Below are 23,088 nucleotides of genomic sequence, written 5' to 3'. Positions count from 1 at the left end.
CTGCCCAGGCAGCCTCTTGTTATTGCAGCCTCAACCGCAGACGGGGCAGTTGGGGATCTGCGGCAGCTTCATCTCGCGAAACTCCATGGTCATGGCATCGACCATCAGCAAACGACCATAGAGCGGCTTACCGATACCACTTATCACCTTGATGGCTTCCACCGCTTGCAGGCAGCCCATCATACCGACGACCGGCGCCAGAATACCCGACTCGACACAGCTGAGTTGCTGCTCGCCGAACAGACTGCTGAAACAGTGATAGCAAGGCATCTGTTGCTGATAACCGAAGACGGAGATCACCCCTTCCATACGGATGGCGGCAGCGGACACCAAGGGCACCTTATGCCGAAAACAGCTGCGATTGAGCTGTTCGCGCACCGCAACATTGTCGGTGCAGTCCAGCACCAGATGGTTCTCGGCAACCAGTTGATCCAATTCGGGATCATCCAACACCCCATTGATGGTTTCTATCTGAACATGGGGATTGAGCGCACTCAGGCTCTCTTTGGCCGATTCCACTTTGGGCTGGCCTATATTGCCATCCTGGTGCAGTACCTGGCGCTGCAGGTTGGACAGTTCGACAGTATCGAAGTCCACCAGGGTCAACTTGCCGACCCCGGCTACAGTCAGATACTGACCGGCAGCGCAGCCCAGGCCACCGGCACCTATCATCAGCACTTTGGCCTGTTTGAGCTTCTCCTGGCCTTCAATGTCCATCGCCTTGATGGAGATCTGCCGGCTGTAGCGCAGCATCTCGGCATCTGTGAGTATCTCGTCGCTCATATCGGCCTCAGCACAGCACGCTGTTAAAGGGTTCTACCGTGACTCTGGTGCCCGCCGGGGTGTCGCCCTGCATCTGCTCCAGAATAATAAAACAGTTGGCCAGGCTCATGGAGGTCAGCATGCCCGAACCCTGTGAGCCGGTTACCGCCACTTCCAGTTCCCCGTCCTGGTTGCGGCTCAGAATACCGCGCTGGTATTCCACCCGTCCGGGCTGTTTACGTATGGGGGCAGTCAATTTGGCATCCAGTAGTAGTGGGGTTGGTTGTGGCAGCCCCTGCAGTTTATGCAGCAAAGGCCACACCAGCTTGTAGAAGGTCACCATGGATGAAACCGGGTTGCCCGGCAGACCACAGAACACCGCCTTGCCTATATGGCCGAGGGCAAAGGGTTTGCCCGGCTTGATTGCCAGTTTCCAGAAGCTTATTTTGCCTTCCTCATCGAGGATCTGCTTGGTGAAGTCGGCCTCACCGACCGAGACCCCCCCTGAGGTGATCACCATATCGGCGTTGGCCGAGGCGTTGCGAAATGCCTGACGGATAGCCTCAGGATCATCTGCAATAACGCCGAGATCCTGCCACTCAACGCCGGCGCGGCTGAGTAGGCCCTGAATCGAGTAGCGGTTGGAGTCGTAGATCTGGCCGGGAGCCAGCTCTGAACCCACGGGGCGCAATTCATCACCGGTGGAGAAGAAAGCGATTTTGACCTTGCGGATCACTCTAAGGCTGCTGATACCTATGGTGGCCATCACCCCCATTTCGGCGGCACCTATCAGAGTGCCGGCCCTGAGGACCTTGGTGCCGGCCAGCAGCTCTTCGCCGCGGCCACGCACGTTGTCTCCGGCCTGCTTGCAAGGTTCTATGGTGATCAGCTCGCCATTGGCCTCGGTTTTCTCCTGCATTTGCACTGTGTCGAAACCCGCAGGCACAGGAGCGCCAGTCATGATGCGGACACAGCCGCCTGGCTGATACTGGCCTTCAAAGGGATGGCCTGCAAAGGAACTGCCCAGTAATTTCAGGCTGGCCTTCTCGGGTAAGTCGGCATAACGATAGGCGTAGCCGTCCATCGCCGAGTTATCGAACGGCGGCAGGTCTATGCTGCTGGCCAAGTCTTCTGCCAGTACCCGTCCCAGAGAATCCGACAGTTGCACGGTTTCGGTATCTTCCAACGGGGAGACCTGCTCGAGTAGCAGGGGCAGAGCGAGATCCGGGTGCATCAGCCCTGGATGGGCACAGACGTCTTGCGGCTTGGACATAGAGCAACCTTATTTGAGCTATTACTGAACCTGGTTGGCTATTATGCCACGCTGAAAGTGGATGACTATGATCTGCATGCCAGTTTTCGTGCCCTGGGCGCAGGCTTTTCCTTTTACAGTCAGCGGATTGCGGCAAATAACAAATGATAATTCAAGTTAAATGAAAAGTGTTTTCATTATAAATCATTGCGTTAGGTAAAGATTCTTGCATTTGTTGTGCCCCTTGATAACAATAGCGCCCATGAAACAGATACCAGAAACGAGAGGCAAGGATATGTTGGCACAAGCCATGATTGATAAGTTGAACGAGCAGATCAATATGGAGTTTTTCTCCTCTAACCTGTATCTGCAGATGAGCGCCTGGTGTGAAGACAAAGGCTTTGAAGGTGCGGCCAAGTTCCTGCGGGATCACGCCGATGAAGAGATGCAGCATATGCGTCGTCTGTTCACCTATGTCAGTGAAACCGGCGGCATGCCTCTGCTGGGCGCCATTGAAGCTCCCAAGGCCAATTTTGAATCCCTGCTGTCCCTGTTCGAGTACACTTACGAGCACGAGCAGCTGATCACCAGTAAGATCAATGCCTTGGCTCATACCGCCTTCACGACTCAAGACTATTCCACTTTCAACTTCCTGCAGTGGTATGTGGCCGAGCAGCACGAAGAAGAGAAGCTGTTCAAGTCGATTGTCGACAAGATCCGCCTGGTGGGCGAGGATGGCAAGGCGCTGTTCCTGGTGGACAAGGATCTGATGCAACTGGCGAGCGAAGGTGGCGAGACTGTGATGAATGCACAGATGGCTTAAGGCCACCTGGTTATAAAAGAGAGCAGCCTTAAGGCTGCTTTTTTTATGCCAGAAGTTGACGGATAAAGGACTCTCCCTGGATGAGGATCGGGGTCAGGCTCTTGGCAGGCAGAGGTCTTGAAAGTAGATAGCCCTGACCAAAATCACAGCCCATGGACTTGAGCAAGATCCATTGCGCGCGGGTCTCTATGCCCTCGGCCACCAGTTGCAAGTCCAGGCTCTTGCCCATCATGACTATCGCTCGCACCAGGCTGGCATCAGCCTCATTCACCAAGGCGTTATCGACAAAGCTCTTGTCGATTTTAATCACAGAGATAGGGAACTTGCGCAGATAGCTCAATGAGGAGAAGCCGGTTCCGAAGTCATCCATGTGGATTGCCACGCCGAGTTGGCGAATGCTGTTGAGCACCTCCAGACAATGGGGGCTGTCGTCCAGCAGCATGGATTCGGTGATCTCTATATGCAGTCTCTCGGGCGCTATGCCGTGACGTTTGATGGCTTCGGCCAACAAGGTGTCGAAGCTTACCCCACTGACATTGATGCACTGGCGGCTGGAGACGTTGATCGCCATATCCAGTTTTATTCCTTCGGCATGCCATTGGCTGAGGTCTTTCAGTGCTTGTTCCAGAACCCATTCGCCTATCGGCTCTATCAGGCCATTATTCTCCGCAATGGGAATGAATTTCTCCGGTGACACCCAGCCGTATTCAGGGTCATTCCAACGCAGCAGCGCCTCGACTGAGGTGATTTGGCCGGTTTCCATAGAGACTATGGGTTGATAATGCAGACAAAATTCCTGATGCAGCACGGCGCTTCTGAGACGTTGCTCCAGTTGCAAACGCTCCAGCATGCTGGCGTTCATGCTGGGGGTGAAATACTGGTAGTTGTCACGGCCATTGTCCTTGGCGCTGTACATGGCGGTTTCTGTGTTGCGGGTCAGGGCATCTATGTCATCGCCGTCTTCGGGATAGACACCTATACCAAAGCTGACCGAGATCAGGGTGTCCTGGCCATCGATATCGAAGCTACTGCCGAATAGGGCTTTTACCCTGTCGGCCACGGCTGTCAGGGCGGCATCGTTCTTGTAGTGCGGCAAGATCACGGCAAATTCATCACCCCCTATGCGGGCAACAAACTTTTGTTCATCCGGTAGTGACTCCAGCCTTCTCGCCACCTGTTGCAACAAGAGATCGCCGCGTTTGTGGCCCAGTACATCATTGATATATTTGAACCTGTCGAGATCAATCAGCAGAATCGCCAGTTTGTGACCATGAATATGGGCTTGCAACAGCTCGTGGTGCAGCCTCTCGCTGAACATCTTGCGATTGGGCAACTTGGTCAAAATATCGAAATGGGCCTGATACCAGATGTCCTGTTCGTATTTTTTACGGTGGCTGATATCGACAAACAAACCTATGTGTTTGAGTATGTTGTTGTTATCGTCACGCACCAGGGTGATAGCCAAAAACTCAGGATAGATCTCACCGTCTTTACGTCTGTTCCAGATCTCGCCTTCCCATTTGTTATTGGTCAGCAGACTGTCCCACATCTGGCTGAAGAAGCTCTTGTCGTGGCGATAGGAGTTGAGTATTGAAGGATTCTTGCCCTTGACCTCTTCTAGGCTGTAACCGGTAATGCGGCTGAATGCCGGGTTGACCAGTTCAATACGGTTATCGGCATCTGTGATGACAATCCCCTCGCCGGAATAGTCGAATACTGCCGCGGCCTGTTTCAGTTGTTGATAGGATTTTTGCCTTTCGCTGAGCATTTGTCCCAGTGCCTTGGCCATGTCGGCCAATTCATCCTTGCCCTCGACCTTGATATCCAGATCCAGATTGGGATCCCTGGTCATCAAGCGCATGTTGTTGGCGATGGCATAGATACGTCTGAGCAGATTGTGACTCAGGGCCCGGCCAAGAAACAACAGCAGGCCGATAGTGATGGCAGCCGACAGCAGATAGAGGGCGATAAGGCGCAGTGACTGACCGCGTTGGGCGTTGGAAAGATTGAGAATATCATCGGAAACACTGTCGGCTATGGCATCCATCTGGCGGATCCTTTCGCTGGCCAACTGCCACCAGACTTCGGGAGTCACCGGGGGCTTGGGTTGGCTCAGGGCCTTCAGGGCATCGAGCATCTCATCGTCGGAAATCTGCACCAGGGGGTCTATCTCTTCCACCTTGGCGCCCCGGCTTTGCATGGCCGCTATCAGCTGCATCTTGTGGCGATATTCGTTGAGCTTGTCCCTTATCTGGGCAATCGCCTGTTGCTGATTGGCACTCAGAGCCTTGCTCGATTTCAATTTTTCGAGGATCTGCTCCAGTGATTCCAGCTTGGCGTTAAAGCCTTGTTGGTATTGGCCATCGCCACGCAGCAGGAAATTTTTGAACTCATGCAGCAGGCCACCATACCCCAGCAAAGAGGCAAACTTATGCGCCTGACGCGTGATGGCATCTTGCTGACGCAGCTGCTCCCTGACATTGTTCAATGCCTGACTCTTGCTGTCCTGCAGCATAGCCTCCAGGCGTTGTTTGTGTTCCACAATGGCGCTGGCGCGGAATAGATCTATGCTCTGATCCTGCTCTGTTATCAATGCCAACAGCCGCTCATAACTGTCGGTGTCGAACTGACGCTTCAGCAGCATGCCGTTGATCAGGCCGCGCTCACGCACCGCCAACTCCTGAATCCGCAACAGTGCGGCCAGGTCGGCATAGGCTCTGGCCTGCTGCACATTGCTCGACAGGGATTGCAGATTGGCAATGCCCAGCAAGAGTTCGTAGTTGAAATCGGAATAGAAATTCAGCGAGGCGCTCTCATCACGGCTCAAGAGTTCGCGCCGGTTGTTTTCCAGCGCCTGCTTGCCGAGTCGCAGAGCCTCCAGTTTGGTTTGCAATAGATGTTGGGCCGCAGGAGAGAGTTGTCTGGAAAGCTGTAACAGATGGGGAGAGCTTTGCAGGGCTGTTATCTGTGCCGATACCCGCTGCTGCTGCACCTGCAGACTGTCGGCAAAGCATTCACCATTACAGGCGATATAGGCGGCGCTGAGGCCTCTTTCCTGCTGTAGCTCATAGATGAGATCGGCCAGGCGCCGACCCACCTCGACAGCATGATAACTTTGGCTGGCCAAACGGTAGTTGTGCAGCAGTTCAAACAGGCGCACGCAACCCAGTAGACTAAGAACCAAAACAGGCACTAAGGCAAACAAGAGTAATTTGCGCTTTAGGCTCAGTTGGCTTAACACCTATGGCTCTCCTTGAAATTCTACTGACAAAGACCTGCTTGCAATCTACTCGAATACAGGCCATAAGGCTTGATAAGTAACATATTGCCTATCAGGGGGCGACCCGTTATTCAAGGATTTCTAATCTAGGTCACGAAAATAAACCTTAAAAAGTGGAGGGTTAATGTGAGCCTTGTCGCAACAAAGTTTACCTGTTTGTTTAAAACAAAAGCGGCTATAAAGCCGCTTTTGATCAAATAGTTAAAGAACGCTTGTTTATTAGCCGGCGTTGGCCAGCAGAGATTCGCGATAGCTGACAATATCCTCGATGGAAAGAACCGGCAGGTCGTGTTTGTCACCAAAGGCAATGATTTGTGGCAGTCTGGCCATGGTGCCATCCGGATTGGTTACTTCGCACAGCACTCCGGCGGGTTTTAGGCCAGCCAGTTGCATCAAGTCCACAGTGCCCTCGGTGTGACCGCGGCGGGTCATCACACCACCGGGCTGAGCCCGCAGTGGATAGACGTGTCCTGGGCGGGCCAGGTCTTCCGGTTTGGCGTTGTCTGCAATGGCGGTCTTGATAGTCGTCACCCGGTCGGCAGCGGAAACGCCTGTAGTGACTCCGACTTTGGCCTCAATGCTCACGGTAAAGGCGGTGCCGAACTGGCTGGAGTTGTTTTCCACCATGGGCGGCAACTGCAGCGCCTTGATTTTCTCGTCGGTAAGGCAGAGACAGACAATGCCGCTGCATTCGCGGATCAGCATCGCCATCTGGGCGTTGGTCAGGCTCTCGGCGGCGAAGATAAGATCGCCTTCGTTTTCTCTGTCTTCATCGTCGACCACCAAAACACCGCGGCCTTGACGCAGTGCTTCCAGGGCGGTTTCGACTCTTTCAATCGGGGTGCCAAAAGGCGCTAATAATGACTGATTCATGGTAAAAATCCTTAAATTACGGCTTGGGTTTTCCAGAATCAGGGCAAAGAAAGGAATAGCGGGCCTCTCTGCCGCTGGCAGAGACGTATCACTAAGCGGATCGCCTCGCGGCAATCTGATTCTCTTTCATCCGGACTGAGCCATCTAAATGGCAACACCGTCGGCTCTGGAATAGTCACGCTAGGTCGTGATGACACCAGATCTGCTGACCCCGCCAGAATCTGGCGGGCGCTCGCGGGCTTTCATGTCGCTGACATGATTTACCGCCGGTGGGGAATTTCACCCCGCCCTGAGAATTGACCTGTCACTTGTATGTGGCAGGCGGCAACAGCATGCGCCTGTTACATACAAATGACAAGCGGACAGGGTCACATTTTCTGCGGGTGAAGGGGAGCCTTTGAGAGAAGGGCTTAGATGGCAGGGCTTGCCGTTGGCGCCGGTCGGCGTCACTATATGCAGGCGGCCTGTAGTCGAGGGAGTAGGCCGCTGATATTAACGCTTCTCAGGCTAAGGAAGAGTGATGAGTCGAGCAGGATCCCTGATGTTGGTTTTAGGCACAGCCTTGTGGCTGTGCGGATGCAGTGGAATGAATTCAGAAAATAAGCTGGTGGCACCGGTTGCCGAAAAACGTCCTCACACCATGAGTCTTCACGGTGTGACCAGGACAGACGACTATTATTGGCTGCGTGACGATGAGCGCAAGGCCCCGGACGTTATTGACTATCTGGAGCGGGAAAACGCCTATACCGCCGCGCGTCTTAAGCCTTGGGAACCGCTGAAACAGAAACTGTTTAAAGAGCTGACCTCCAGGCTGGAGCAGGATGAGAGCAGCGTGCCGTATCGCTGGCATAACCATTGGTATTATCGCCGTTTCGAGGCCGGGCTGGAGTATCCGGTGATCGCCAGAAGCCGTGAGCTCAATGGTGAAGAGCAGTTGCTGCTTGATGTTAACCGGCGCGCCGAGGGGCAGGAGTTTTACGCTCTGGGCGGAGTGTCTGTCAGCCCGGATGAGCAGATACTGGCCTTTGCCGAGGATACCCTCAGCCGCCGTATTTACAGCGTCTATTTTAAAGATCTTGCCACCGGTGAACTGCTTGCCGACAAGCTGACGGGTGTCGATGGCCGGGTGGTCTGGAGCAATGACAACCGTTATGTGTTCTATATCGCCAAAGACCCACAGACCCTGCTGGGATACCAGGTTTTCCGGCACAAGCTTGGAAGTCCCCAGAGCGAGGATGTGCTGGTTTATGAAGAGCAGGACGATACCTTCTATATCTCCCTCGGCAAGAGTCTGGATGAATCCCTGATTGTATTGCACCACGAGAGCACCACGACCAGTGAAGTTTCCCTGCTCGATGCCAACGCCCCGCTCGGCGAATTCCGGGCGTTTCTGCCGCGGGAAGAGGGCCACGAATACAGCATCGCCAAGCGTGGAGATGAATTCTTCATCCTCAGCAACTGGCAGGCGACCAATTTCAGGCTGATGAAAACCACGGCTGCCGATGCCGGCGACAAGCGCAAGTGGCAGCAGGTACTGGCCCATGATCCCGAGGTGCGCCTCGAAGACCTGTTATTGCTGGACGATTATCTGATAGTACAGAGCCGCAGCCAGGGGCTGAGCCATATCAAGGTCTATCCCCATACAGATCTCAGCCGGGGCTATGAATTGGCCTTTGATGACCCGGCCTATGTGGTTGGTCTGGATATCAATCCCAGCCAGCACAGTCGCGAACTGAGGTTATATTACTCGAGCCCGACTACCCCCGAGAGTATTTACAGCTATCAACTGGATAAGCCGGGCGAGCGCAAACTACTCAAGCAGGAAAAGGTATTGGGGGACTTCGAGCCCGGCAACTATCAGGCTGAGCGCTTGCTGATCCCGGCCCGTGATGGTGCCCAAGTGCCCGTGACTCTGGTGTATCGCAAGGACAAGTTCCGTAAAGACGGCAGCAACCCGCTGTATCAGTACGGTTATGGTGCCTACGGCCATATCATAGAGCCGGACTTCGACGCCTCTATTCTAAGCCTGCTGGATCGCGGCGTGGTCTATGCCATTGCCCATGTCCGGGGCGGAGAGATGCTCGGCAGGCCTTGGTATGATGATGGCAGGCTGTTTAATAAACGAAACAGTTTCAATGACTTTGAAGACACTACCCGGGCACTTTTGGATCTGGGTTATGCCGCACCCGGCAAAGTGGTTGCCGCCGGTGGTAGTGCCGGTGGTTTATTGATGGGCGCCGTGGTCAATCAGGCTCCGGGTCTTTACCTGGCGGTGGCCGCCCATGTGCCCTTTGTGGATATAGTAACCACAATGCTCGATGAGTCGATTCCGCTGACGACCAATGAATATGATGAGTGGGGCAACCCCAATGACAAGCCCTACTTTGACTATATGCTGAGTTACTCGCCCTATGACAACATTCGCCATCAGGCCTACCCGCATCTGTTGGTGACTACAGGGCTGCACGACTCCCAGGTACAGTATTTTGAGCCAGCCAAGTGGGTGGCCAAACTCAGGGACTACAAGACGGACGACAATCTGCTGTTATTACAGACGGATATGGAAGCCGGCCATGGCGGCAAGAGCGGACGTTTCCGGCAATTTGAAGATACTGCGCTGGAATATGCTTTCTTCCTCGGCCTGTTGGGACTGGAATGAGTGGTGATAACTGGCAGCTGTATATCCTGCGCTGCGCCGGGGGCGAATTGTACACAGGGATCACCAAGGATGTGACCCGGCGCCTGCAGGAGCATCAGAGTGGCGGCCCCAAAGCCGCCAAATATCTGCGTGGTCGCGGGCCTTTGCAACTCGTTTATCGTGAAGAGATTGGCAGCCACGGTGATGCCTTGCGGCGGGAAATGGCGGTAAAAAAGCTGAGCAAGCGCGCCAAACTGAGTTTGATTGCGAAGTCAGCGGCTATGCCGGGGTGAGTGACCTTAAAAAAGAAAAAGGAGCAGGAGCGCCAATGGTCAGGCCATTACAGCGGGCGCTTCCTGCGGTCGGGAAGAGGGTCCCCAAGGAGGGGCCTATGGCCCATCAGGAAGATAGTGACAAAGAGCCGCGGTCGGCGAGTTCCACAACGCCAGTCGACGACTGTTTCTCTTATCAGCTAAAGCAGAAAACATGCCAAAACATAATGCATTGTTTATGTTTGCTATTTTTGCAACTATCTTCCAGCAAGTGTCCGCAGTAGTGTCCTCTTTCCTTAAAAAGTGACCGATTTGGCTATTCGGGTGTCCGCCGGACACTCGAGCAGGGCCCAGAGTGGTTTTGCCCGAAGCGAGAGTGGGTGATCAACAGCCAGGTGTTGGCCAACAGCGCACCTCCCAGCAGCAAGGCGCGTTGCCAGTGCAACCAATACTGCTCCGGGAAATCACAAGGATGCTTAACTGCCGCAGTCAACACGCTGATAGTCAGTAGTGTCAGCAGGGGTAACTGCCAGGAAGGCGGCAATATAAGTTTGTGCTGTAGCCGACAGGCCATAATGGCTATCAGCCAGCCCAGCAATGCCCCCAGCGCGACATCCTGCGGCCAGTGTGCGCCAACAGCAATTCGGGACAAACCCACCAAGATAGCCAGTCCCAGTAGGCAGCAGGCCCAAAACCTGTCAGTGAAGAGTTGCCAGGCCAAACCGGCTAAAAGGAATACAGTCGCCGTGTGTCCGGATGGCAAACTATGCCTTAAACGTACTTCTCCAACTATATATGCCTCATCCACTGACATGGCCGGTCGGCCTACATTGAAATAGTGTTTCAGCAAGCTTATCACCAAGGCACAAGTTACCGAGGCAAGCAGGGTCGCCGTCAGCCATTGAGGGCGGCGCATCAGCAGTAAGAGCCAGAGAGAACCGGCCGTGGTGCCGTTACCCCAGTCGGTTAGAAGTGCCAGCGCTTCTTCGGAAAAAGCTTGTCCCAATTGGTTAATTTGAATAAATAACGCCTGATTCATCTCGGCTTTCAACAACAGCAGATGTCCCAAAAACAGCAGCCCTGGAAGTATAAGGCTTGCTGGTGTCGCACTGGGTGAGTACATACAGGTCTCCGGTCTATGGTCAATACCGGGAGAATAGAGAGCCAAGTGTCGTTGAATTGTCGCAGCCGGTTCAGTTGTCTAGAGTCGTTCCAGCGGGAAAAGTGACGGTTGCACAGTAGCCCAGTGGTGAAGAAGATATTTGGAACCCCCAATGGTAACGGCGGCAGATGTCCCTTACCAACACCAATCCCACCCCGTATCCATCATGAGGGCTTTGGGGCTCGGCAACATAGTTGCCAACACTGATAGATTGTGCATTGGCTTTCAGGCTGACTTGGCCCTGAACACTGTGTTGAAAGGCGTTTTGCAGCAAATTGCTGATCAGCGAAGTCACCAGTTGCGGATGCGCCTGCAGCCTGAATGGCGTTATTGTCATTACCAACTCGCAGTCTGTCGCCTGACGTAGTGGGGTCAAAGGTTGCAACAGAGCTTCAATAAAGGCTTGATCCAACTTCATCCACTCGGCTTCAGCAGTTTTTTTGCGCCGGGCCAGCAGCAATAACACTTCTGCCAGCGACTCCATTTGGGTGACTGCGCGACGGATCCTTTCCCGGGTTTGGGCTCGTTCTGGGGCGAGATTGTGGAGTGAAAGTTTGAGCACAGTCAGAGGTGAACGAAATTCGTGGCTGATGTAATGAGTAAACGCGCGTTCCCGGGCAAGGGCTTGGCTGAGCTCGTTATGGCTTTTGTTCAGTGCGTGCTGCAGTTCAATAAATTCACTGGTATCGTCCTCAATACTTACAGGATCGAGGTTTTCCGGCTCGTTTTTCAGTTTCTTGGTGAGCCGACTGAACGGCGCTGCAATCGCTGAGGCTTGATGACTGATATAGATACTCGCCAGGGCAAACAATCCAAGGGCGGTAAACACCAAAATCGCATCTACCATGAAGGCATCCCAGCCCTCGAGTTCAAGCAGGTCGACCCTTTGCAACAGGTACAGTTTTTTGCCTTTATGGTTCAATACCAACAAGTTGTATTCGCGGCCATCGGAGAGGTGCAGGTTGTGTAAACCTGGGATAGGTGAACCGAACTCTTGTGCCAGTTCGCCTGGAAGTTGCTCGTACAGGGTCAATAACTCACCAAACTGGCCCGATAAGGTTCCCAGGTTACCTGAGTCATAGAGTGCCAACACATTGGGGGCGATCAATGTTAAATAGCGACTGTGCAAGCGATTTTCCAGCACTCTGGCCCCTGTCTCCACTACCAGAAAGTAAAACAACATCAGGAGCGCGGCTCCTCTGAGAAAGCTGCGATTGATCTTGTGAGCGATGGAAAAAGTTGTCACTGCAACTTGTACCCTATCTTGGCTATGGTCTGGATCCTTGGTGTAGCAAAGGGTTTGTCCAGTTTTTGTCGCAGCAGATAGATGTGCTTTCGCAAGATGTCCTCATCCGGGAGTCCGTCCTGCCAGAGAGCCGACTCCAGCTCTTCTTTGCTGATGACTTGATTGGGGCGACGCATTAGGCAGGTTAACAGGGTAAAGCTGGCTGGGCTGAGACTGATTTGCGCCCCTTCCCGCCACACTTCACGGCGCTTGAGATCCAGGGAGATTTCCTTATAGCTCAGCCTTGAGGCGAAACCTTCTCCTGAGGTGCGGCGCACAACGGCTTGCATTCTCAGCCATAGTTCCTGGGTATCAAAGGGTTTAACCAGATAGTCGTCGGCACCTGTTATCAGCCCGGTATGAATATCTTCACGGGTATCTCTGGCTGTCAGCATGATTACCGGACAGTCGATCCCTTGGTTTCTCAGCTGTTGGCAAAGGCTGATGCCATCTAGCCCTGGCAGATTCAGGTCCAGCAGAATTAATTGATAGTGATGCGAAAGCGCCAATTGCAGCCCTTGGTTACCGTTTCTGGCGAAGTCCCAGTCCAGCTGTGGCAGTTGTTCGGCGATCAAGGCGGCAGTATCCGGATTATCTTCAATTAACAACACCCTCACTTTCCTTAATCCCTCTGACAATTCGTAGACACTTGTCCAATTAGAGTTCGCTTCTTTCCTATGGTTCATTTGGAGGCGGAAGATGCGCAACTATTGCTTGGGCACCACGATACAAAGAAAATTCTGGCGTCGATCTTTAGGACATTGGCTCAACCAGCAAGGGTGGCAGAGAGGTGTTGAGCTGGGAGTCAAGAGTGGTCGTTCCACGGCGGCTATGCTATCGGTTAACCCCGGTTTACAACTGACAGGAATAGATCTTTGGCAGAATCAGCCCGGAAACTCTGCCTATGCAAACAATGCCGAGAACGAGAGAAAGGCGAGAAGGATTTGTCGCCGTTACTCGGGTTTAACCTTACTCAAGGGGGATGCCTTACAGCTGGCAGGACATTTTTCCAATGCCAGTCAGGACTTCGTCTTTTACGACCTATATGACTATCGTTGTTCCAACACAGAGTTCGTGACTCAGATATTACGGCTCTGGTATCCCAAAATTGCCCCAGGCGGGGCAATAGTCGGGCGTGACTTTGACAATCAGGACTGTTTGCGGGCCTTTGCCGATTTAGGTCTTCCGCATCCTGTGGCTTGTATTATTCGCGGGCGGGCGCATCCCAGATTAAAGGCGGTGTTTAAGCCTAAGCAATAGCGAATTGCGTGTATGAAGCTAATTTGATCTATCAAAGGGTTAAGTTGTAGCATCCGCCATGTTGACGATTGAATAGACAGGGAGCTTTTGATGACAAGCAAGGCAGAAGCAGAGTACCAAAGGCTGAATCAGCAGGCCTGGAATGAGCGTACCAAGTTACATCTGCAGTCAGAGTTTTATGACGTTAAGGGTTTTCTCAGTGGTCGCAGTTCGTTGCGGGAAATAGAGCTGGCCGAACTATCGGTCAAGGGCAAGTCCTTGCTGCATCTCCAGTGTCACTTTGGTCTAGATACTCTCTCCTGGGCCAGGGAAGGGGCCGCCAGTGTCGCAGGCCTGGATTTGTCTGACGAGGCCATTACCAGCGCCCGCCAACTGGCGGAGCAAGCCGCTATCGACGCCGAGTTTGTTTGTGGCGATCTCTATCAGGCGCCGGCTTTGCTGCAGCGCCAATTCGATCTCGTGTATGTCTCTTATGGCGCGCTGGTTTGGTTGCCGGATCTACATCGCTGGGCAGAAACTGTGAGTGCTTGCCTTAAGCCGGGCGGTGAACTCTACCTGGCCGAGTTCCATCCATTGCAGGCATTGTTTGACGGTTATGACTACTTCCACACAGGTAAGGCCGATGTAGAGTTGGAGGGCAGCTATACCGAGAATGCTCAGGAAGCACAGCATACCACGGTTTGTTAGTCACACTCCCTGAGTGATGTCATCAGCGCCTTGTTGGCCAATGGTTTGCAGTTGCGGGCTTTTCGCGAGTATGACTTCAGTCCCTATGACTGTTTCGAGGGCTTGCAGGAGGATACGACGGGGCGTTTCAGGTTATATCATCAAGGCAAAGCCATTCCCTTGGTCTACAGCTTGAGAGCGGTCAAGGAAGGCTAAAGAAACAGGGCCTAAAGGCCCTGTTTAAACTGTATTTTATCTCAGGCGTGAGAATCGTTTGGTTTGCTGAACTTACCAGGCCAGCTCAAGGATTTCACGGCTGCTGTCCAGACCGAGATCGCCGGTTTCAGATAAGGCGGTCATGCCGTGAGCTTCCAGTGCGGCAACGACATCGGCGATACGCTCTTGCGGTACATCATAGTCGCGCAGACGAGTCTTGAGGCCGACCTGTTCAAAGAAGGCCTGAGTGGCTGCAATGGCTTGCTCGATACGGCTGTCTTCATCACCCGAAGTGATATCCCAAACCCGCTCGGCATATTGCAGCAGTTTGGCGCGTTTCTGTTCCTTGCGCACCCGCCATACAGAGGGCAGGACTACGGCCAGCGTTTGCGCATGATCTATGCCGAACATGGCAGTCAGTTCGTGGCCTATCATATGAGTGGTCCAGTCTGCCGGTACGCCGCTGCCTATCATGCCGTTGAGCGCCGAGGTGGCACTCCACACCAGGTTGGCGCGGGCATCATAGTTCTCCGGCTCGGCCACGGTGACAGGGCCCACTTCAATCAGGGTCTTCAGTATGCCTTCGGCCATTCTGTCCTGAACTCTGGCATCCACGGGAAAGGTGACGTATTGCTCGACCACGTGTACGAAAGAGTCGACTACGCCGTTGGCGACCTGGATCTTCGGCAAACTGAAAGTCAGGCTGGGATCCAGCACGGAGAATACCGGGAAGCTCTGCGGATGAGTCACGGGGAACTTGCCACCCTGATGGCTGACCACGGCAAAGGCATTCATTTCTGAGCCTGTAGCCGGCAGTGTCGCTACCGTACCGACAGGCAGTACCTCTGTCACAGGAACCGGGTTGAAACCGTGATGCAGCAAGCTGCTGCTGTCGCCATCGAATTTTGCCGCCAGGGCAATAAACTTGGTGCCGTCCATCACTGAACCGCCACCGACGGCCAACAGAAAGTCGATGGATTCGCGCCGCGCCAGCTCGGCAGCCCTGGCCAGGGTGTCATATTTAGGGTTGGCTTCAATGCCACCGAATTCAAATACAACACGGTCGCCCAGCGCGGTTATGACCTTGTCCAGAGTGCCGAAGCGTTTGACACTGCCACCGCCGTAAGTCACCAGCACTCTGGCATTGGCCGGTACCAGTTGATCCAGTTCTGCCAGTCTGTCTTTACCAAATACTATGTGGGTAGGGTTGCGATAGTCGAAATTGAGCATGATATTTCTCTCTTCTACAGCCGAAAAACTATGGTTGCCATCTTAGTCCCCTCTGCTTGGATTGAAATACACATTGCTGGAGCATTTATGCCTATTCCTGCCTAGTTTGGTTAATTGGGGCTTGAATATGGCTATTTTGATGCTTTTTTCTGTAATGGTGCTAGTATCCAAACCCTGATGATTGGAGAGTGTTATGAGTGATATTGCAGCCTTAATGGCGGTCCTGGCGGTGGATGAAGGGGTGAACAGCACCAGCCTGCCAGGGGTGCATCTGTTTCGCAGTTCGGCCTATGGCAGCCGTGGCCCCATGTGTTATTCCCAAGGGATCATGATAGTCGGCCAGGGTCGTAAACGTGTCTATCTCGAAGATAAGATCTATGACTATGATCCGCAGAACACCTTGGTGATGACAGTGCCTATGCCGGTGGAGTGTGAAACCTTTGCTTCCGAGGAAGAACCGGTATTGGTACTCATGGTGGATATAGATCTGCAGCAACTTAACCAGTTGATCCGCATGATGGATCAACACCACAAGGTGCCCAAGGATCTCGATGATGCCCGTCAGAGCGGCTTCTTTGTTGCCGCCAACAGCGAAGACATGCTCTGCTGTGTCGAGCGTTTGCTGCTGGCTCTGCAGTCGCCGTTGGAAGCCGAGGTCTTGGGTAAGGCCATGGTGCAGGAGTTGCTGTTTCGGGTGTTGGCTTCCGACAATGCAGCGCCTTTATATGCGCTGGCGCTCAGTCATACCCGTTTATCCCGGGTAGAGAAGGCGCTCAAATATCTGCATCAGAACTATCGTGAAAGTGTGGAGGTAGAGCAGCTGGCTGAGTTGGTCAACATGAGCCCCTCGGCATTTCATCGCTGTTTCAAGGAGGTCACGGCCTCATCGCCCATTCAGTACTTGAAGAAGATCCGCCTCAATAAGGCCAAAGAGCTACTGCAAAGACAGCGCCTCAAGGTGAAGGAAGCGGCACTGGAAGTGGGCTATGAGAGCCCGGCCCAATTCAGCCGGGAGTTCAAGCGTTACTTCGACCAGAGTCCGGGAGAAGCTGCCAGGCTCTAAGGCTGACTCCAGAAGGTTTTGCGAACCGAGACCTCACCCGTATCCGGCTGATACTCCATGATCAGTGTCGGTTCATTTTGCTGGATAAAATGCACTGAGCGGTAGATGCAGGTATTGGGCGTTTGCTTATAGGTATAGGCCACGTCGACAGTGGTTGTAGGCAGATTGGCATCTTCTACATAGGCTATGCTGAGGTCGGTATCAGTGAGGCCATGCCACAACTGTTCGCAGGCGTTGAAAATGTGAGTGTCTTTGCCTGCGGTGGCATAGGGCCAGCCGTTGGCACTGGAATCAACACTGCCATCACCAAAGCTGGCCAGATTGTCGATGGCGCCCTGATACCCCTTGGCCAGATAGCCACTGTGATAGAGTTTTACCGCAGATTCAAAGGCGGCATACTGGCCCCTGAACACCTGCTCAGTGGCGTCGTCGCGCAGATTGAGGAACTTGGGCGCGGCCACCACTGCCAGGATCCCGAGGATAATAATCACCACTACAAGTTCAATTAGGGTAAAGCCCTGATACTGCTTTGCTTTCATTACATCGCCCGGTTTATAGAATAGAGATATTGCCAACTGAATCGTCGCTAGCGCGGCAGTCTAGCCAAGCCTCTGACGTCTGGCAAGTCGGGGATAATAAGAATAACGGCGAACTCACTTAATGAAGTGGCTCGCCGTTCTATCTTTTGCTTTACTCGTAGAAGGTGATTGTTTGCAGTAAGGCTTCACTATGCAGGAATATATCGTCTACTGAGTCTAACGGATGACGGGTTTCATTCTTCTCATGATCCATTAATCCGAGATATTTCTGTTTGGTATTAAAGTGCAGTCTGCAAATAGGCTTGCGATTATTGTTGTCCAGTAGAACTCCGAAATAGCTTTGCGTATCTCGTCCGGTGATTCTACTAACATCGACTTTTTGTCTAAGAATCGCCTTGATGACATTGTAGCCTTCAACCTCTTCTTCGGTCGTAATTATCCTTGGCTTATTTTCGATTTCGCCATCTGAGCCTGAGACTTCCTCAACGTCATCGGTCGCTCTATCTCCCATTGCAGACTTAAGTCTTTCATTAATACCGTCCTTCATAAATTGTTTGAGAGCTTTGGCCGTGATCTCAGTAAACTGTTGTTTTACCTTTGGAGTTAACATGCCGTCATAAACCCTGCTGGCAAAAAAGCGTACAAACTCTTCTTCAGGATTTTTGAACTGATCACTGATAATTCTCTTTATGTCACTTAGATATTTAAGTTCTCCTGCGGCATTGACGATAGATTCCATGTCAAATGTCGATTTTGTCAACTTTTTAACTTCCGGCACTATGTGTTCATCAATATTCTCCAGATCCAATACCAAAAAAGGCTTTTCATCCATCTTGTTGGGAGCGTCCAGATCAGTAAAAAAGAGGTACTGAACACCGTTGGTTAATATGGCAATTCTTGCCTTGGTGACTGAAAAATAGCGGAATAATTGGCTAGCATGTTTTATTGATAGCTTTTCGTTATATTTCTTGCACTCAATCAACATCAATACCTCTCCGTCTTTCATCAGCGCATAGTCGACTTTTTCTCCTTTTTTCGTTGGAGTATCGGCAGTGTACTCAGGGAGTACTTCATCTGGGTTGAATACGTCGTACCCCAATACAGAGCTTAGGAAAGGCATTATTAGTGCGTTTTTAGTTGCTTCTTCGGTTTGAAGGCTGGCGGATATTTGGGGGATGCGCTTTGATAGAGCTTGAATTCGTTCAATAAAATCCATTTCGTTCACCTGTCATTTATCTAGAAAATGGGTGCTCCCAAGTACCACCATATAAATAGAAGCAGTTTTAAGGTTTTCGGCACTGACCGATAGTTCTCGTTAGCTGATTTAGGGTTTAGCTTAAAGTTTGCACAATATCCAGGTTAAGGTATTGTTTTGTATCAAACTATAGCTTTGTTCACACTCCGGTGACCTAAAGCATGGCAATCTTCGACTAGGCTGGTTGAGCCTGTGGCGGGATGACGGGCTAATATTGATACAGAAACTATCAGGGAGGAAAACAGATGAAATGGATTGGGATCTTGTGTGGCTTGCTGGTGTCACTGCCGGTAGCCGCGGCAGAAGGGGAATACTTCTCTGAGGAGATAGTTCAGCAAGGCACTTTAGCCAATGAAACCCTGCTCAGGGATGCTATGCCGGGAGTGGCTGCCGAAGTGGCTCGTCGCGGCTGCGAGGTGCCGGAGCAGTTTTTTGCCTTTGTGCTGGCGATGCCCAAAGGCAAAGTTGGTGAGCGCTACTGGCATGAACGCTGGATAGTCGAGGGTTGTGAGCGTGAGTATCCGGTGGATATCGAATTTCGTGAAGATGGTGTCAACGCCGCCTACTGGACCATCAAGAATAAAGGCTGAACCGCTGGGTTAGCGGTTCTGGCAATCATCTCAGAAAAGACAGACCCAGGCCTTGGCCGGGGTCTGTCTTCAAAGGTTTAACACAGCTCAGGCGGCCTCGGGGTTATTTTGCGGCAACTGCGCCCGAACCTCTTCGAGACGCTGCTCATACCAGGCGGTTTCGGCCTCGGTAAAGCTCTGCAGCAGTTCCTGTTGCTGCAGTACCTGATCACCCAACAAACCGAACTGGTTATGTTCTTCCAGTTCCAGCTGCAGCCATACGGCGGCATCTACCCTTTGGTCCAGTTCGAGGTAAGTTTCATACAGCTCTTCATAGGCCAGGGTTTCTCCGCCGAAGGCGGCCTTCTCCAGCCAGGGCAGCGCTTGTTGCAGTTCCTTGTATTCTCGCTTATTCGCATACAGCAGAGCCTGGCCCTTGAGGAGATCCAATCTGGCCTGGGTCAGGCTGTCTATGGGGTGCAGCGCCAGATATTCCTGCTTGAGTGCTTCGGCCTGCTGTTTTTCAGATTGGCTCAGACGCGCCGCCAGTGACTCTTTGGCCGCGATATACTCGGCTTCGTCCCCCATAGCGGCAAACTCGAAATGCATCAGTGCCAGCGGCAACTGGCGATTGACGCCCAGCCCTTGTTCATAGAGTTTACCGAGTTGAAAATGGGCACTAAGATCCCAAGCCTGTGCCAGGGGTTCGAGTATTGCCTTGGCACGCAGATGATCCTGACTGTCGCGGGAGTGGTCGAGCAGGAAGCCGGCCAACACAGGACCTGCCACGCTATCATCTTCATCGGCCGCGGCCTTTTCCAACCATTCTCTGGCCTTGTGCAGATCTTGAGGTAATTGGTCACCGCGCAGGTAGTGCTGTCCCAGCATCAACTGAAAGTAACTGCTGTCCTGGGCCTGCTCTATCAACAGCTGCTCGGCCTGGCGTTTATCCACCGGGCCGCCTAGGCCTTGCAACATCATTTCCGCCAGATGACCGGCGCTGGCCGCTTCACCCAGCTGGTGTGCCTTGGTGAGCCAGAATCTGGCCTGCTGCAAATCGGCTTCGCCTTGCCTGGGCTCCTGCAGCAATATCCCCAGATGAAAGCAGGCTTCGGGATCATCTTTGGCGGCGGCCAACTCGAGCCATTTCATCGCCTTGCTGCCGTCCTTATCGAGTATTGGGTTACGGGAATAGACCCGTCCCAGTTGGCTCTGGCTCTCAGTATCACCGGCTTCGGCTCTGGGGAGTAAGTTTTGCTCCAGTAGCTGAATATTGTCACCAAAAGCAGGGTGTTGGCGCAGCTCCAACATCAGGTCATGGAGCTTGGTAAATTCATTGTCCAATGACGAGGCCTTGGCGGCCCAATGCATCGCCTTGTCGGCATCGTTGGGCACCATCTCCAGCTCGGGACGGGTATAGAACTCATAGAGCATTTGGGCGGCGGCGGGATGATCTTTATTGGCGGCCTGTTCCAGCAGCGCTATGCCTTCATCGACTCTATTTCTGCCAATCAGTCTCAGGCCTTCATTGGCCATGGCATCCGGGTCGCCGCTTTTTACCGCCTGGGCTCGTTGCCACTTTTTCAGGGCGATAAAGAAGGCCACAAACGCGATAATGATCAGTATCAGTTTCATTGTTTTCCTTAACCTTGGGAATTTGGCGCGGACACAGTAAACGCTGTCATGGCGTTTTTTGCAACAGCTATTAAAAGACCGCGGCGGTGCGCGGTCTTTGGAGTGAGAGAGTTGAACGGCGCCAGTATATCCCTGAACTGTTCTGGCTTATAAAAACGGCATAAGGCTTCCTCGTTAGAAACTCCAGGTCATCCCCAGCCAATAGCGGCGGCCGTCTTCGATATAGCCGTATTCTTCCTGGGTAATCTCTTTGTCCAGTAGATTATAGATACCGGCGCTGAGTTTGAGGTTTTCCATCAGCTGCAGGTTGGCACCTATATCCACCAGAGTGTAAGAGGGGGCCACTAGAATCGACGAAGAGGGGCCCGTGGTGGGTTGGCTCTCTTCACCCCGGTAGTGCACTCTGGCCCAACTGCCCCAGCGGTCGTTGATTTGCCAGTTCAGGGAGGTTTGCAGCAGGTGCTTGGGCAATTGATTCAATGGACTGCCCTGATAGCGCCCTGTCTTTTGCTCTGAGTCCGTATAGGTGTAGTTGGCCGAAAGCTGGATGTCATCATTGATGTCATAGTTGAAATCCAGCTCGAACCCTTGAGTTACCGCTTCATCCACATTCACGTAAGTGGTGGGATCGGAGCCAAACTGGTTCGGACCGTCGGTACACTGACTCTCGGGGCAGGGTACTCGGGTAATTTTGTCTTCAAACTCGTTATAGAAGACGGTCAGGGCCGTGGTGATATTGTCGCCGAAGCCTGTGTGCAGCCCCAGCTCGTAGTTGATTGAAGTCTCGGGTTTGAGATCCGGGTTACCATACATATTGCCACCGCGGCTGACCTGGCCCCAATCCGGCACAGTTTGTCTCAGGCTTGGGGCCCTGAAGCCGGTGGAAACACCACCTTTGAGCGTTGTGCTGTCGGTCAGATCCCAGACTCCGTAGATACGGGGGCTGAAGTGTTCGCCAAAGTTTTCGTCATCATCCATGCGTAAACCGGCCGTCAGGGCAAAGGTGTCGCTCATGCGCCATTCGTTTTCGGCAAATACCGACCATTGGCGTCTGCTGATGTCACTACGGTCACCTATCTGGTTACCTGTCTTGTCGCTGAGATCCTGGTAGTTGAAGGCGGCCCCAAAGGTGGTGGTATGACTATCACCAACGCCGGTGACCAGACTGGTCTGGGCATCAGTGTTCTTGATGGTCATCTCTCGGCTTTTGTTTTCGAACTCTTCATATTTGACCCAGGTATTACTCGTGCCTATTTCCCAGCGGCCCGTGTGTGCCAAGGAGTATTTGCGGCTCTCATATTCGGTGGTGGAGGACGCCGGGCAGCCGTAACGACCGCAGGATTCACCGGGAGCGAGCGGGGCGACGGTTTTGCCCAGGGTGCTGTCCAACTCTTGAACGGCACTGCTGACTTCCAAAATGATGTCGTGGTCGTCACTCGGGGTCAGCGAGAAACGGGCACTGAGATTGTTGGCATCTCGACCGCGGTAACCGCCGGTTATCTGGTCTTCTTCACGCTTGGTGTACTGGCCATAAAGTTGTAACCCCAGCCAGTCAGGGATCAGGGCACCGCTGACAAAGAAGTTGCCCTGATAGATATTGCCGGATTCGCTGTGTTCCTGAACTGTGCTGTCCAGTCTGAGTTCTCCCTGCCAGTTTTCCGGAACCTTGCGGGTGATGATATTGATCACCCCGCCTATGGCGTCAGAACCATACAGGGATGACATGGGGCCGCGCACCACTTCGATTCTGTCTATTGCCGACAGTGGCGGAGTCCAGGCGCCTTCGACTCCCGGGCCATCGCTATTGGTGCGAGTCTCCCGGGATGACTGGCGCATACCGTCCACCAGGATCAGTGTGTATTGGCTTCCCATGCCCCTCAGGCTAATGTCACGGCGATCGCTGCCGCCGGTAACCACGACACCGGGAACATCCAACATGGCATCGGTAATATCGCGATAGAAACGGCTATCCAGCTGTTCTCGGGTAAGTACGCTGATAGAGGCGGGAGCATCCTTGAGTTGTTGCTCGTAGCCGGAGGCGGTAACCACTATGACTTCCATGTCTTGGGACGCTTCATCGGCCTGTGCTGCAGGTATGAGGAAGAGTGCGGCAATGGCACTGGCCAGAGGGCTGATTCGACACAAAGACATCGGCTTTAAACTCCTGAATGCATAAATGCAAATTTGGTAAATGAGAATGATTTTCAATGGCGAGAATTTACGCCGATGATACAATCCTCTCAAGCGCATTTTTCTGGAAACACAGTTAAGGAATGCTTTATGGCGACCGCTGTAACTGAGATGTTTT

At 52.9% G+C, this 23,088-nt stretch carries 18 protein-coding genes, 1 pseudogene and 1 riboswitch; of the genes and pseudogenes, 7 read left to right on the top strand and 12 right to left on the bottom strand.

Annotated features, from left to right (window positions below):
- Positions 1 to 30: 30 nt before the first annotated feature.
- Positions 31 to 783 carry a molybdopterin-synthase adenylyltransferase MoeB gene (moeB, locus tag ACWAU4_RS21190; protein WP_208125270.1) on the bottom strand — a complete coding sequence of 251 codons (753 nt, stop codon included), beginning with the start codon at positions 781 to 783 and terminating at the stop codon, positions 31 to 33.
- Between the two features lie 7 nt (positions 784 to 790).
- Positions 791 to 2,035: a molybdopterin molybdotransferase MoeA gene (gene moeA / locus ACWAU4_RS21185; RefSeq protein WP_144437844.1), complete on the bottom strand. Its 1,245-nt coding sequence runs from the start codon at positions 2,033 to 2,035 to the stop codon at positions 791 to 793.
- Between the two features lie 274 nt (positions 2,036 to 2,309).
- On the opposite strand from moeA, the gene ftnA reads away from it, so the two are divergent.
- Positions 2,310 to 2,837 carry a non-heme ferritin gene (gene ftnA, locus ACWAU4_RS21180; protein WP_028780740.1) on the top strand — a complete coding sequence of 176 codons (528 nt, stop codon included), beginning with the start codon at positions 2,310 to 2,312 and terminating at the stop codon, positions 2,835 to 2,837.
- Between the two features lie 43 nt (positions 2,838 to 2,880).
- Here the strand turns inward: ftnA and ACWAU4_RS21175 are convergent, their stop codons facing one another.
- Both ACWAU4_RS21175 and ribB read right to left on the bottom strand, forming a co-directional pair.
- Positions 2,881 to 6,078, bottom strand: a complete 3,198-nt coding sequence (locus ACWAU4_RS21175; protein WP_208125269.1) for an EAL domain-containing protein — start codon at positions 6,076 to 6,078, stop codon at positions 2,881 to 2,883.
- A 258-nt stretch (positions 6,079 to 6,336) separates the two neighbouring features.
- Positions 6,337 to 6,990: a 3,4-dihydroxy-2-butanone-4-phosphate synthase gene (gene ribB, locus ACWAU4_RS21170; RefSeq protein WP_025009206.1), complete on the bottom strand. Its 654-nt coding sequence runs from the start codon at positions 6,988 to 6,990 to the stop codon at positions 6,337 to 6,339.
- Between the two features lie 114 nt (positions 6,991 to 7,104).
- Positions 7,105 to 7,291: riboswitch (FMN riboswitch) on the bottom strand.
- Positions 7,292 to 7,510: 219 nt separating this feature from the next.
- Here ribB and ACWAU4_RS21165 point away from each other — a divergent pair.
- The gene (locus ACWAU4_RS21165) at positions 7,511 to 9,649 is read left to right on the top strand and encodes a S9 family peptidase (RefSeq protein WP_412522395.1); all 2,139 of its coding nucleotides are present in this window, start codon (positions 7,511 to 7,513) and stop codon (positions 9,647 to 9,649) included.
- On the top strand, positions 9,646 to 9,921 hold the full coding sequence (locus ACWAU4_RS21160) for a GIY-YIG nuclease family protein (protein ID WP_025889227.1): 276 nt from the start codon (positions 9,646 to 9,648) through the stop codon (positions 9,919 to 9,921). Before ACWAU4_RS21165 ends, ACWAU4_RS21160 begins: the two co-directional genes overlap by 4 nt.
- A gap of 295 nt (positions 9,922 to 10,216) precedes the next feature.
- Here the strand turns inward: ACWAU4_RS21160 and ACWAU4_RS21155 are convergent, their stop codons facing one another.
- The 3 genes from ACWAU4_RS21155 to ACWAU4_RS21145 form a co-directional block, all read right to left on the bottom strand.
- The gene (locus tag ACWAU4_RS21155) at positions 10,217 to 11,023 is read right to left on the bottom strand and encodes a phosphatase PAP2 family protein (RefSeq protein ID WP_144158179.1); all 807 of its coding nucleotides are present in this window, start codon (positions 11,021 to 11,023) and stop codon (positions 10,217 to 10,219) included.
- Positions 11,024 to 11,093: 70 nt separating this feature from the next.
- Complete coding sequence (locus tag ACWAU4_RS21150; RefSeq protein WP_062793344.1) at positions 11,094 to 12,308, bottom strand: sensor histidine kinase; 1,215 nt, start codon at positions 12,306 to 12,308, stop codon at positions 11,094 to 11,096.
- On the bottom strand, positions 12,305 to 12,958 hold the full coding sequence (locus ACWAU4_RS21145) for a response regulator transcription factor (protein ID WP_162173412.1): 654 nt from the start codon (positions 12,956 to 12,958) through the stop codon (positions 12,305 to 12,307). Before ACWAU4_RS21145 ends, ACWAU4_RS21150 begins: the two co-directional genes overlap by 4 nt.
- Before the next feature lie 88 nt (positions 12,959 to 13,046).
- On the opposite strand from ACWAU4_RS21145, the gene ACWAU4_RS21140 reads away from it, so the two are divergent.
- Both ACWAU4_RS21140 and ACWAU4_RS21135 read left to right on the top strand, forming a co-directional pair.
- Positions 13,047 to 13,607: a class I SAM-dependent methyltransferase gene (locus ACWAU4_RS21140; RefSeq protein ID WP_144190801.1), complete on the top strand. Its 561-nt coding sequence runs from the start codon at positions 13,047 to 13,049 to the stop codon at positions 13,605 to 13,607.
- Between the two features lie 90 nt (positions 13,608 to 13,697).
- Positions 13,698 to 14,489: pseudogene (locus ACWAU4_RS21135) on the top strand (class I SAM-dependent methyltransferase).
- Between the two features lie 72 nt (positions 14,490 to 14,561).
- On the opposite strand, the gene ACWAU4_RS21130 reads toward ACWAU4_RS21135, so the two are convergent.
- On the bottom strand, positions 14,562 to 15,719 hold the full coding sequence (locus tag ACWAU4_RS21130) for an iron-containing alcohol dehydrogenase (protein WP_025009216.1): 1,158 nt from the start codon (positions 15,717 to 15,719) through the stop codon (positions 14,562 to 14,564).
- A gap of 193 nt (positions 15,720 to 15,912) precedes the next feature.
- Between ACWAU4_RS21130 and ACWAU4_RS21125 the strand changes: the two genes are divergently transcribed.
- Positions 15,913 to 16,782 carry an AraC family transcriptional regulator gene (locus ACWAU4_RS21125; protein ID WP_107110851.1) on the top strand — a complete coding sequence of 290 codons (870 nt, stop codon included), beginning with the start codon at positions 15,913 to 15,915 and terminating at the stop codon, positions 16,780 to 16,782.
- On the opposite strand, the gene ACWAU4_RS21120 is transcribed toward ACWAU4_RS21125, so the two are convergent.
- Both ACWAU4_RS21120 and ACWAU4_RS21115 read right to left on the bottom strand, forming a co-directional pair.
- On the bottom strand, positions 16,779 to 17,321 hold the full coding sequence (locus ACWAU4_RS21120; RefSeq protein ID WP_101059595.1) for a type II secretion system protein: 543 nt from the start codon (positions 17,319 to 17,321) through the stop codon (positions 16,779 to 16,781). The two genes, ACWAU4_RS21125 and ACWAU4_RS21120, sit on opposite strands and share 4 nt — an antisense overlap.
- A gap of 151 nt (positions 17,322 to 17,472) precedes the next feature.
- On the bottom strand, positions 17,473 to 18,537 hold the full coding sequence (locus ACWAU4_RS21115; protein ID WP_025009219.1) for a type I restriction endonuclease: 1,065 nt from the start codon (positions 18,535 to 18,537) through the stop codon (positions 17,473 to 17,475).
- A 284-nt stretch (positions 18,538 to 18,821) separates the two neighbouring features.
- Here ACWAU4_RS21115 and ACWAU4_RS21110 point away from each other — a divergent pair, with 284 nt between their 5' ends.
- A complete protein-coding gene (locus tag ACWAU4_RS21110; protein WP_025009220.1) occupies positions 18,822 to 19,166 on the top strand; it encodes a hypothetical protein in 345 nt (114 codons plus the stop codon).
- 87 nt (positions 19,167 to 19,253) lie between these two features.
- On the opposite strand, the gene ACWAU4_RS21105 is transcribed toward ACWAU4_RS21110, so the two are convergent.
- Positions 19,254 to 20,780, bottom strand: a complete 1,527-nt coding sequence (locus tag ACWAU4_RS21105) for a tetratricopeptide repeat protein (RefSeq protein WP_454290375.1) — start codon at positions 20,778 to 20,780, stop codon at positions 19,254 to 19,256.
- Between the two features lie 174 nt (positions 20,781 to 20,954).
- Positions 20,955 to 22,931 (bottom strand): ligand-gated channel protein, encoded by a 1,977-nt coding sequence (locus ACWAU4_RS21100; RefSeq protein WP_454290374.1) that lies wholly within the window; start codon positions 22,929 to 22,931, stop codon positions 20,955 to 20,957.
- Positions 22,932 to 23,088: the final 157 nt, after the last annotated feature.

This window comes from Shewanella sp. FeAMO (genome assembly GCF_053653955.1).
This window is presented reverse-complemented; position numbering and strand designations above follow the sequence as displayed.

What these genes read in the sequence shown, in the direction of transcription:
- ACWAU4_RS21165 (WP_412522395.1), top strand. Translation starts at nt 7,511, where the DNA reads ATGAGTCGAGCAGGATCCCTGATGTTGGTTTTAGGCACAGCCTTGTGG.
- ACWAU4_RS21115 (WP_025009219.1), bottom strand. Translation starts at nt 18,537, where the DNA reads ATGGATTTTATTGAACGAATTCAAGCTCTATCAAAGCGCATCCCCCAA.
- moeA (WP_144437844.1), bottom strand. Translation starts at nt 2,035, where the DNA reads ATGTCCAAGCCGCAAGACGTCTGTGCCCATCCAGGGCTGATGCACCCG.
- ftnA (WP_028780740.1), top strand. Translation starts at nt 2,310, where the DNA reads ATGTTGGCACAAGCCATGATTGATAAGTTGAACGAGCAGATCAATATG.
- ACWAU4_RS21125 (WP_107110851.1), top strand. Translation starts at nt 15,913, where the DNA reads ATGAGTGATATTGCAGCCTTAATGGCGGTCCTGGCGGTGGATGAAGGG.
- ribB (WP_025009206.1), bottom strand. Translation starts at nt 6,990, where the DNA reads ATGAATCAGTCATTATTAGCGCCTTTTGGCACCCCGATTGAAAGAGTC.
- ACWAU4_RS21140 (WP_144190801.1), top strand. Translation starts at nt 13,047, where the DNA reads ATGCGCAACTATTGCTTGGGCACCACGATACAAAGAAAATTCTGGCGT.
- ACWAU4_RS21105 (WP_454290375.1), bottom strand. Translation starts at nt 20,780, where the DNA reads ATGAAACTGATACTGATCATTATCGCGTTTGTGGCCTTCTTTATCGCC.
- ACWAU4_RS21130 (WP_025009216.1), bottom strand. Translation starts at nt 15,719, where the DNA reads ATGCTCAATTTCGACTATCGCAACCCTACCCACATAGTATTTGGTAAA.
- ACWAU4_RS21110 (WP_025009220.1), top strand. Translation starts at nt 18,822, where the DNA reads ATGAAATGGATTGGGATCTTGTGTGGCTTGCTGGTGTCACTGCCGGTA.
- ACWAU4_RS21155 (WP_144158179.1), bottom strand. Translation starts at nt 11,023, where the DNA reads ATGTACTCACCCAGTGCGACACCAGCAAGCCTTATACTTCCAGGGCTG.
- ACWAU4_RS21160 (WP_025889227.1), top strand. Translation starts at nt 9,646, where the DNA reads ATGAGTGGTGATAACTGGCAGCTGTATATCCTGCGCTGCGCCGGGGGC.
- moeB (WP_208125270.1), bottom strand. Translation starts at nt 783, where the DNA reads ATGAGCGACGAGATACTCACAGATGCCGAGATGCTGCGCTACAGCCGG.
- ACWAU4_RS21100 (WP_454290374.1), bottom strand. Translation starts at nt 22,931, where the DNA reads ATGTCTTTGTGTCGAATCAGCCCTCTGGCCAGTGCCATTGCCGCACTC.
- ACWAU4_RS21120 (WP_101059595.1), bottom strand. Translation starts at nt 17,321, where the DNA reads ATGAAAGCAAAGCAGTATCAGGGCTTTACCCTAATTGAACTTGTAGTG.